The organism is Nocardia sp. NPDC058518 (genome assembly GCF_042719655.1).
Taxonomy (GTDB): domain Bacteria; phylum Actinomycetota; class Actinomycetes; order Mycobacteriales; family Mycobacteriaceae; genus Nocardia.
This window is the reverse complement of record NZ_JBHXNJ010000001.1, coordinates 1,073,628-1,084,568: the sequence shown is the minus strand read 5'-3', so window position 1 is coordinate 1,084,568 and position 10,941 is coordinate 1,073,628. Positions and strand designations below refer to the sequence as shown.

3 protein-coding genes are annotated in these 10,941 nt (G+C 70.0%); all 3 read left to right on the top strand.

What is annotated here, in order from left to right; all coding sequences use genetic code 11:
- Positions 1 to 6 precede the first annotated feature (6 nt).
- The 3 genes from ACFWPX_RS04735 (at position 7) to ACFWPX_RS04725 (ending at position 10,824) form a co-directional block, all read left to right on the top strand.
- The gene (locus tag ACFWPX_RS04735; protein ID WP_378926149.1) at positions 7 to 8,871 is read left to right on the top strand and encodes an amino acid adenylation domain-containing protein; all 8,865 of its coding nucleotides are present in this window, start codon (positions 7 to 9) and stop codon (positions 8,869 to 8,871) included.
- Positions 8,868 to 9,857, top strand: coding sequence for an ATP-binding cassette domain-containing protein (locus tag ACFWPX_RS04730; protein WP_378926058.1), 990 nt, complete (start codon positions 8,868 to 8,870; stop codon positions 9,855 to 9,857). The genes ACFWPX_RS04735 and ACFWPX_RS04730 overlap by 4 nt, the downstream gene beginning before the upstream one ends.
- Before the next feature lie 76 nt (positions 9,858 to 9,933).
- Positions 9,934 to 10,824 carry an ABC transporter permease gene (locus ACFWPX_RS04725; protein ID WP_378919787.1) on the top strand — a complete coding sequence of 297 codons (891 nt, stop codon included), beginning with the start codon at positions 9,934 to 9,936 and terminating at the stop codon, positions 10,822 to 10,824.
- The last annotated feature ends 117 nt before the right edge of the window (positions 10,825 to 10,941 follow it).

Below are 10,941 nucleotides of genomic sequence, written 5' to 3'. Positions count from 1 at the left end.
GAGTCGATCATCGCCATCTGGGCGGTCGCCAAGACCGGCGCCGCGTACGTGCCCGTCGACCCCGCCTACCCGGCCGAGCGCATCGCGCACATGATCGGTGACTCCGGCGCCACACTCGGGCTCACCCTGCCCGAACACCTCGCCGGGCTGCCCACCGCCACCGGAAAGCATCGGCGGGCACCGGAATGGATGGTGTTCGGGACGGCCGATTTCGAGGCCGACTGCGCGGTCCGCTCGGCCACCCCGCTCTCCGACGCCGACCGCAGGCACCCGATGCGGGCGGGTCAGCCCGCGTATCTCATCTACACCTCGGGCTCGACCGGCACACCCAAGGCCGTCGTGGTCACCCACGCGGGTATCGCCTCGCTCGCCAGCGAACAGACCCAGCTGTTCAAGGTGACCGACCACGCGCGCACCATGCACTTCTCCTCGCCGAGCTTCGACGCCTCGGTGCTCGAACTGCTGCTCGGGTTCGCCGCGGGCGCGACGATCGTGGTTGCCCCGGCCGACCTCTACGGCGGCGCGGAACTGGCCGCTTTCCTGCGCTCGGAACGCATCACCCACGCGTTCATCACCCCCGCCGCGCTGGCCACCGTGCCCGCGGGCAATTTCCCGGCCCTCGGCACGGTCATCGTCGGCGGCGAGGCCTGCTCGGATGAGCTCGTCGACGCCTGGGCGACGAAATACCGGATGCACAACATGTACGGCCCGTCCGAGGCCACCGTCGCGGTCACCGCGAGCGCGGCCATGGTGCCGGGGGAGCCGGTGCCGCTGGGCGCGCCCGTGCGTGGCATGCGGTTGTTCGTACTCGACGGCCGGATGAACCCGGTGCCGCCGGGGACACCGGGCGAGCTGTACGTCTCGGGGCCCGGCCTGGCCCGCGGGTACCTCGGCAAGCTCGCACTCACCGCGCAGCGATTCGTCGCCAACCCGCTCGGGCGGGTCGGCGAAAGGATGTATCGCACAGGCGATCTCGTGGTGGCCGACATGACCGGCCGTCTGCGTTTCCTCGGCCGCGCCGACGACCAGATCAAGATCCGTGGTTTCCGCGTCGAACTGCGCGAAATCGACCATGTGCTGCGCGAACATCCCGGCGTGCGGTCCGCGCTGACCGTCGTCCACATCGACGAGCAGGGGCAGCAGCGGCTCGCCTCCTACGTCACCGCCGACGGCCCGATCGACCCGGCCGCCCTGCTCGACACCGCTCGTGGCAGGCTGCCCGGCTACATGGTGCCCGCCGCGCTGGCGGTGCTCGACGCGATGCCGGTCACCCCGGCGGGCAAACTGGACCGAAAGGCGCTGCCCGCACCGGAGTTCGTGGTCAGCGGTGGGTCGCGCGCGCCGCGCACCCACCTCGAGATGCGGGTAGCGGCGGTGTTCACCGAAGTTCTGGGCCGCGCGATTCCCGGTGCCGAGGACAGCTTCTTCGACATCGGTGGCAACTCGCTGCTGGCCACCCGGCTCGCGGCCGCGCTGCACGCCGACTTCGAGGTGGATCTGCCCGTCCGGCAGATCTTCGAGGCGCCGACCGTGGCGGGCATCGCCCGGCTGATCACGGAAGCGCCCCGGACGCAGCGGGTGGCGCTGGCGGTACACACCCCGCGCCCGGGACGCATACCACTGTCGTTGCCGCAGCAACGGCTGTGGTTCCTGAACCGATTGTCCCCCGAATCGAGCGCCTACAACATCGCATTCGTCTTGCGAATCGGCGGAGATCTTGACGTCGACGCGCTGCGGGGCGCCCTCACCGACCTCGTGGAGCGACACGAAGTACTGCGCACGGTGTTCCCCGAAGATCTCTCCGGCGCTCAGCAGGTGATCCTGCCGCTCGCGCAGGCCATGCCGGAGATCGAGGTCGTCGACACCGCACCGGATCAGGCGCACGCGGCGCTGACCGCGCTCGCCCGCAGGGGTTTCGACCTCACCCGGCAGACCCCGCTGCGAGTGTCGTTGCAGCGCACCGCATCCGACGAGCACCTGCTCGGCGTCGTCGTGCACCACATCGCCGCCGACGGCTGGTCGCTCGGCCCGCTGACGCGTGACCTCGCCCTGGCCTACGTGGCCCGGACCGGCGACACCGTGTCCGAGCGCGCGCCGCTGCCCGTGCAGTACGCCGACTTCAGCCTGTGGCAGCGGTCGGTGCTCGGCACCGAGGACGACCCGGACAGCATCACCGCCACCCAGCTCGCGTTCTGGCGCGAGACCCTGTCCGAACTGCCCGACGAGCTGCCGCTGCCGTTCGACCGCCCCCGCCCCGTCGAACCGACGGGGACGGCGGCCACCGTGACCTGCGAGGTCTCGGCACCGCTGCAACAGGAACTGGACGAGCTGGCGAGGGACACCGGTGTCAGCCTGTTCATGGTGGTGCGCTCGGCCCTGTCGGTGCTGCTGCGCAGCGTCACCGGCGGACGCGACATCCCCATCGGTACCCCGGTCGCCGGGCGCACCGACATCCAGCTCGACGACCTCGTCGGCATGTTCGTCAACACCCTGGTCCTGCGCTCCGATGTCGACCCCGGCCGCAGCTTCACCGAACTGCTGCACGCCGACCGCGACGCCGAGCTGGCCGCCCTCGCGCACGCCGATGTGCCGTTCGAACGCGTCGTCGACGCGCTCGGCCGGGAGAGCAGGGCGAGTAACCGGCACCCGCTGTTCCAGGTCGCGCTGAGCATGCAGGACAACCGCACACCGTCGCTGGAACTGCCCGGACTGCGACTGGCCGTGCAAGAGCTCGACATCGCCCTGGCCAAGTTCGACCTGGAACTGCGGGTCGCCCCCGCCGACGAGGACGGGCTGCGGTTCGAGTTCGTCTACGCCACCGAACTGTTCGACGCCGCCACCATCGAAACCCTCGCCGACCGGTTCGTGCAGATCCTCACCCAGGTGAGCGCCGACCCACGGCGACGGGTGTGCGATCTGGACCCGCTCACCGTGCTCGAGCACCGTGACCACGTCCCCGCGCAGGGACCGGCCGCGGTCACGGGGGTCGTCCTGCCCGACATCCTCGAGCGTGCCGCGGCGAAGTATCCGCACCGGCCCGCGCTGCGCTGGTTCGCCGACGGCAGCGTCGCCGGGGAAGTGGGCGAACTCGACTACGCCGAAGTCGCGAGCCGGGCACACCGTCTCGGCCGCGCACTGATCGCCCGTGGCATCGGCACCGGCGACCGCGTGGCGGTCGGTCTGACCCGTTCACTGGAGTGCGCCCTCGCCATCTTCGGCGTCGCGGCCAGCGGTGCGGCGTTCGTCCCTGTCGACCCCCGCTACCCGGCCGACCGGGTGCGGCACATGCTCACCGACTCCGGTGCGCGCGCGGTCATCACCGCCCGCGCCGACGCGGACGCACTGCGCGAGGCCGCGGGGCCGATCGACACCCAGTGGTTGCTGATGGACGGCGACGAGCTGAACGCGGAGATGGCCGGCTACGACGACGTTCGGGTCAGCGACGCCGAGCGGATCCGTCCGGTGCGCACCGCCGACCTGGCCTATCAGATCTACACCTCCGGTTCCACCGGCCTGCCCAAGGGCGTGTCCGTCACCCACGGCGGTCTCACCAGCCTCGCGCTCGACCTGCGCGAACGCATGGGCCTGGACCGGTTCTCCAGAACGTTCTTCTTCTCCACGCCCAGTTTCGACGTCTCGGTTCTCGACATGCTCCTCGCCGTCTACTCGGGCGCCGAAATGGTGATCGGCCCGATCGACATCTACGGCGGTGACGAACTCGGTGCCCTGCTGGAACACGAGCAGATCACCCACACTTTCCTGACGCCCGCGGTGCTGGCCTCGATCGATGCCACCCGCTGGCCGCTGCCGATGCTGCGCGGCCTGATGGCCGGTGGCGAGGCGGTACCTCCGGACCTGGTGGCGAACTGGGCACCGGGCAGGCGGTTCGTCAACGCCTACGGGCCCACCGAGTTCACCGTCATCGCCGCGATGTCGGAGCTGCGGGTCGGTGTCCCGGTCGCCATCGGAACGCCCGTGCGCGGCTCGCGGGCGCTCGTCCTCGACGAACGGCTGCGGCCGGTCGTCACCGGGGTACCGGGTGAGCTCTACATCGGTGGCGCGGGCATCGCCCAGGGCTATCACGAGCGTTACGGCCTGACCGCGGGACGATTCATCGCCGACCCGTTCGGCCCGGCGGGCAGCCGGATGTATCGCACCGGCGACGTGGTGCGCTGGACCGCGGGCGGTGAGATCGACTACCTCGGTCGCAGCGACCATCAGGTCAAGGTGCGCGGTTTCCGGATCGAACTCGGCGAGATCAGCGCCGTGCTCGGCAGCCATCCCGAGGTCCGTTTCGCGCACACCGAGGTTCGGCGGATCGCGGGCGATGATCGGATCGTCGCGTGGATCCAGCTCAACGACGGCATCGACCCGGCCGAACTGGCCGGGGTGAAGCGGCACGCGATGGTCCGGCTGGCCGGGCACATGGTGCCCGCGTCGCTGAACCTGATCGACCGGGTGCCGCTCACGCCGGTCGGCAAGCTGGACCGCACCGCACTGCCGGAACCGGAATTCACCGCGGCCGCGGGCCGGGCACCGCAGACCGACGCCGAGCGGACGGTCGCGCGGGTGTTCGAGGATCTGGTCGGGGCGAGCGAGGTCCGCGCCACCGACAGCTTCTTCGACATCGGCGGCAACTCGCTGCTGGCCACCCAGCTGGTGGCCCGCCTGGCCGCGGTCAGCAATGTACGCCTGGAAGTGCGCGCCGTGTTCGCGGCGCCGACTGTCGCCGAACTCGCCGCGCTCATCGAATCCGGACCGTCCGGCGACGAACACCGGCCGGACCTGGTGCCCCAGCGGCGGCCGGAGCGGATCCCGCTGTCCGCGGCGCAGCGCAGGCTGTGGTTCCTCAACCGCTTCAACGCGGGCTCCGATGGCGAGGGTCGATCGTCGGGCGCCTACAACATCCCCGTCGTCCTGCGTCTGCACGGCACGATCGACCTAGATGCGCTCATCGCCGCTTTGCACACGGTGCAACGTCGGCACGAGACGCTGCGCACGGTGTTCCCGGAGACCTCGGGGGAGCCCGAGCAGTTGGTGCTCGACCCGGCGATCGCCGCCGTCACGCTGTTCCACGCGACGGCCACCGCGAGCGAGGTCGATGCCGCGGTGGCCCGTTTCGTCAGCCCGGGATTCGACCTATCGGCCTCGGTGCCGATGCGGGCGGCGCTGATCAGCGTCGACCACACCGGACAGGCGGCACCGGCCAAGGCCAAGTTCGCCGTCGCGCGTTCGACCGAGCATGTGCTGGTCCTGGTCGTGCACCACATCGCGATGGACGGCTGGTCGCTGGAACCGCTCGCCGCCGAAGTGGCCGCCGCCTACCGCGGTATCCAGACCGGTGAACCGTTCGGCGAACAGATCCCGGAGATCCAGTACTCCGACTACACCCTGTGGCAGCAGGAACTCCTCGGCACCGAGGACGATCCGGACTCGCTGATCAGCAAGCAGCTCGACCACTGGCGTGGCATGCTCGACGGCCTGCCCGAACTGATCACCGTGCCCGCCGATCGGTCGCGGCCGCCGGTGCCTTCCTATCAGGGCGGCACCGTCGACTGCGCGGTCGACGCGGCGACCCACCGGGCGCTGCGCGGCATCGCCACCGCGAACAACGTCAGCATGTTCATGGTGCTGCACGCGGCGCTGGCGGTCCTGCTGCACCGGGTCACCGGCACCACCGACATCGCCGTCGGCACCGCCAGCGCGGGCCGTGGGCATCCGGCGCTCGACGCAATGATCGGCATGTTCGTCAACACCCTGGTGCTGCGCACCGAGGTGGCCGACGAGCGCGCGTTCGTCGACCTGCTCCGGACCGTCCGCGACGGTGACCTCGACGCCTTCGCCAACGCCGACCTGCCCTTCGAACGGCTCGTCGAAGTGGTCAATCCGGCTCGCTCACAGGCGCATCACCCGCTGTTCCAGGTGATGCTCTCGGTGCGCAACACCCCGGTGCGCATGCTGGAACTGCCCGGCCTGCGGATCGAAGCGGTCGACGCCGACGCCGGGATCGCCAAGTTCGACCTGCAGTTCACCTTCACCGAAACCCAGACCGCCCACCGGGTGGGCGACGGCATCAGTCTGTCGGTGAACTTCGCGGCCGACCTGTTCGACGAGGTCACCGCGCGCAGGCTCGGCGACCGACTGGTCCGGCTGCTCACCGCCGTGGCCGCCGACCCGAACACCGCGGTGGGCGACCTGGCATTGCTCGACGCGGTCGAGTGGACCGCGCTGGCGCCGGTGCACGGCACCCGCGCCGAGCAGCCGGTGACGCTGCCCGAGGTCTTCGGTGCCGCCGTCGCGCGTTCCCGCGACGGTGTCGCGCTGTGTGCCGGCGACACGGTGGTCACCTACGACGCGCTCGACCGGTGGACCAACCGGCTCGCCCGTGTCCTCATCGGGCACGGCGTGGGTCCGGAAACCCTGGTGGCACTGGGTATTCCGCGCTCGGTGGAATCGGTGGCGACCATGCTGGCCGTCGCCAAGGCGGGCGCCGCGTTCGTGCCCGTCGACCCGAACTACCCGCCACAGCGGATCAGTCACATGCTCAGCGATTCCGCCGCGGCGGTGGGTCTGACCTTGCTCGAGCACCGCGATCGGCTGCCTACCGACACCCGGTGGCTGGTCCTCGACGACCCGCAGACCCGGGCCACCGTGCTGGGCACCGACGACTCGCCGATCACCGACGCCGATCGGATTCGCCCACTGCGCCTGCACAATCCGGCGTACGTGATCTACACCTCGGGCTCCACCGGTACACCCAAGGGCGTCGTAGTCACCCACGGTGGTCTGTCGAACTTCGCCGCCGAGACCGCCGACCGCTTCGATGTGCGTCCCGGCAGCCGGGTGCTGCACTTCGCCACCCCGAGCTTCGACGCCGCCATGCTCGACATCCTGTTCGCGCTCGGTGGTGCGGCGACACTGGTGATCTCCCCGGCCGGGGTGGTCGGCGGCGAGGACCTGCGGCAGGTGTTCATCCGGGAACGGATCACCCACGCGTTCATCACCACCGCCGCGCTCGGCACCGTCGATCCGACGGGCGTGCACTCCCTCGCCCACGTGCTCACCGGTGGTGAAGCGCTACCGCCGGACCTGCTCGCCCGCTGGGCGCCAGGGCGCAACTTCTACAACGTGTACGGCCCCACCGAGACGACCATCGTCACGTTGATGCCGCAGCCGATGAGCCCGCAGGGCCCGATCACCATCGGTGGGCCGATCCGCGGTGTCGCGGCGACCGTGCTGGACCGGCGACTGCATCCGACGCCCATCGGTGTCACCGGTGAACTGCAGCTGGCCGGCTCGGCCCTGGCCCGCGGCTACCTCAACCGGCCGGGTCTCACCGCCCAGCGGTTCGTCGCCGATCCCTATGGCGAACCGGGGACTCGGATGTACCGCACAGGCGATCTGGTGCGCTGGCGGAACAGCGCGAAGTCGGCGCTGGACGTGGAGTACGTCGGCCGCACCGATCATCAGGTGAAGGTCCGCGGTTTCCGGATCGAACTCGGCGAGATCGACGTCGCGTTCGCCCGGCACGCCCATGTCGAGCTCGCGCTCACCATCGGGCACACCACGCAGGCGGGTGCGACCGCCCTGGTCTCGTATGTGAAGGCGCGCAACGGGACCGCGCCGAGCGTGCCCGAGCTGCTCGAGCACGTCGCCGCGCACGTGCCGAACTACATGGTCCCGCAGGCGATCATGCTGCTCGACGAGGTGCCGCTCAGTCCGGTCGGTAAGCTCGATCGTGCCCGGCTGCCCGAGCCGGTGTTCACCGCGTCCGGTGGTTACCGCGCGCCGGTGACCGCCGCCGAGATGGCGCTGTGCGCGGTGTTCACCGAGGTGCTCGGGGTCGAGCGGGTCGGCGTGGACGACGGGTTCTTCGAACTCGGCGGCAACTCCTTGCTGGCCACCAAAGTCGTTGCGGCACTGCGTGAGCAGGGCTACGAGATGCCCGTCCAGATGATGTTCGGCGACGCCACCCCCTCGGCCATCGCGGCCAAGCTCGACGACATCGACCCGGACGCGGTGATCGAGGCGGCCACCAGCCCGGTGCTGCCCATCCGCCCGTCCACCAGCCCGCACGACACCCCGCTGTTCTGTGTGCACCCGGCGATCGGTCTGGCCTGGTGCTACGCGGGACTGCTCGCACATCTGGGCCCGCAGCGCCCGGTGTACGGCCTGCAGGCCCCGCACGTGTCCGGCGACGACAGCTTCACCTCGATCCCCGAAGCCGCCGGACACTATGTCGCCCATATCAAGTCGATCCAGCCACACGGTCCCTACCACCTGCTCGGCTGGTCGCTCGGCGGCCTGATCGCGCAGGAGATCGCCGTGCAGCTGCAGGACGCGGGCGAAGACGTCGCGCTGCTGGCGATGATGGACAGCTACCAGCTCGGCGACCGCTGGCTCGACACCTCGATGCCCAGCGTCGCCGATATCCTCGGCGAGTTCGGCGCCGATCTGGTCGACGGCGCGCCGTTGCCCGCCGACCTCGACCTGAACGAAGCGGCGGATCTGCTGCGGGCACAGGCGGGCCCGTTCGCCGCGCTCTCGGTGGAGCACCTGCAACGCCTCTACACCGGGTACGCCGACGGCACCGTCATGGCCAACCGGTTCCGGCCGCGCACCTTCGACGGCGACCTCGTGTTCTTCACCGCCGCGACGGACGAGATCAACGCCGCCGATCCGAGTCGGCGCGCGCAAGCGTGGCAGCCCTTCGTCACCGGCAACATCCACAACCACGACCTGCCCTGCAGGCACGCGGCGATGACCACACCGGAATCGCTGGCGGCGATCGGCCCCGTGCTGCATCGCCACCTCGATGCCATCCCGGACATCACCGTGTGCGGCAGCAGCCAGAAGGAGATGCGTCCGTGAGTCTCGCGGTAGAAGTGCGCGGCCTTGCCAAGAGTTACGGCAAGGTGCGCGTTCTGAAAGAGATCGACCTGGAGATCCCGGCCGGCACCGTGCTGGGTCTGCTCGGACCCAACGGCGCGGGTAAGACCACCACCGTGCGGATCGTCACCACGCTGTTGCGACCCGACGCCGGTTCGGTGCGGGTCGCCGGCATCGATGTGCTGGCCGACCCGGCCACCGCGCGCACCAGAATCGGGTTGTCCGGCCAGTACGCGGCGGTCGACGCGAACCTGACCGGGTACGAGAACCTGCGCATGGTGGCGCGTCTGTACGGCATGGGACGTAAGCAGTCCGTCGCCCGCGTGGAGGAACTGCTCACCGCGTTCGGGCTCGACCACGCCGCGGGCAGGCGGGCAGGCACCTACTCCGGTGGCATGGCCCGTCGCCTCGACTTGGCGGGTGCGCTGGTGGCGAGGCCACCGGTGGTGGTGCTCGACGAACCGACCACGGGCCTCGACCCGCGCGGTCGCCTCGACATGTGGCAGGTGATCGGTGATCTCGTCGACGACGGCACCACCGTCCTGCTCACCACCCAGTACCTCGAAGAGGCCGACCTGCTCGCCGACCGGATCACCGTCATCGACAAGGGCACGGTCATCGCCCGCGGTTCCGCCGACGAACTCAAGACCTCCATCGGCGGCGACCGGCTCACCGTCACCCTCGCCGCCGGGCAGAGCCCGTGGCCCGCGGTCACCGTCCTGCAGCAGGTCGGCGTCGGCGAACCCATCCACGAACCCGGCAGCGACGAGGTGTCGGTGGTGGTCGGCAACGGGTCACGCACGATGGTCGAAGCGCTGCGCCGCCTCGACGACGCCGGGGTCTGCGTCCTCGACGCGAACGTCGTGCGCCCGACTCTCGACGATGTCTTCCTTTCCCTCACCGGCACCCCGGCCGAGCCGATCCCCGAACCCGAAACCGACGACGTGCAAGAGGAGGTCCTGTCGTGAGCGAGCGCAGCGAGCGGTTGATAGACACTGCTGCCATGGCAGTCATGCCGGAGCCGAGCGTCAGCGAGGTGCAGGCATGAGTGCCCCCGACGTCACGGTGGACGAGTACGAAACCCGCGATCTGCCGATCCAGCCGACCACCCCGCGCTCATCCGGCTCCGAGCAGACCGAACCACGGGCCCGGTTCGTGCGCGACAGCGCGATCGTCGCCTACCGCAACCTGCTCACCATCCTGCGGGTGCCGACGCTGCTGGTCACCGCCACCATCCAGCCGCTGATGTTCGTGTTCCTGTTCGCCTACATCTTCGGTGCCTCGCTCGGCGGCGACCAGTACCGGGAATTCCTGCTGGCGGGCATCTTCACCCAGACCGTGGCGTTCAATGCCGCGTTCACCACCGTCGGGCTGGCCGGTGACCTGCAGAAGGGCATTATCGACCGGATGCGGACGCTGCCGATGTCGCGGCTGGCCGTCCTGATGGGGCGCACCCTGTCGGACCTGGTCGTCAATATCGTGAGCCTGGGCGTGATGTCGATCTGCGGGTACGTCGTCGGATGGCGCATCCACGGCAGCGTCGGCGACGCGGTGATCGCCTTCGCCATCATCTTGCTGTTCGCGTTCGCCATGTCGTGGGTCGGCGCGCTGACCGGTCTGGTCTCCCCGACGGTGGAAGTGGCGCAGAGCGCCGGCCTGATCTGGCTGTTCCCGCTGACGTTCATCTCCTCGGCGTTCATCTCCGCCGAAACTCTGCCGGGCCCGCTGCGCGCCATCGCCGAATGGAACCCGATCACCGCGGTCTCGGCAGCGGGCCGCAAGCTCTTCGAGAACGACTCGCCCCCCAGCTTCGTCCCGGCGACGGGCTGGGCCGCGGAGAACTGCATCCTCTACGCGATCATCTGTTCGCTGGTCATCCTCGCCATCGCGATGCCCGCGGCACTACTGCAGTACCGCAAGGTCGCCAGTCACTGAGGTGAGCCACGGAAACGGGGGGGGGGGGCGGGACCCCCCCCCGCGCGGGGGGGGGGGGGGGGCTCCAGCGCCCCAAACAAACCCCCCCCACCCCATAAGACGGGGAGGTGGGAGGGC

What these genes read in the sequence shown, in the direction of transcription:
- ACFWPX_RS04725 (WP_378919787.1), top strand. Translation starts at nt 9,934, where the DNA reads ATGAGTGCCCCCGACGTCACGGTGGACGAGTACGAAACCCGCGATCTG.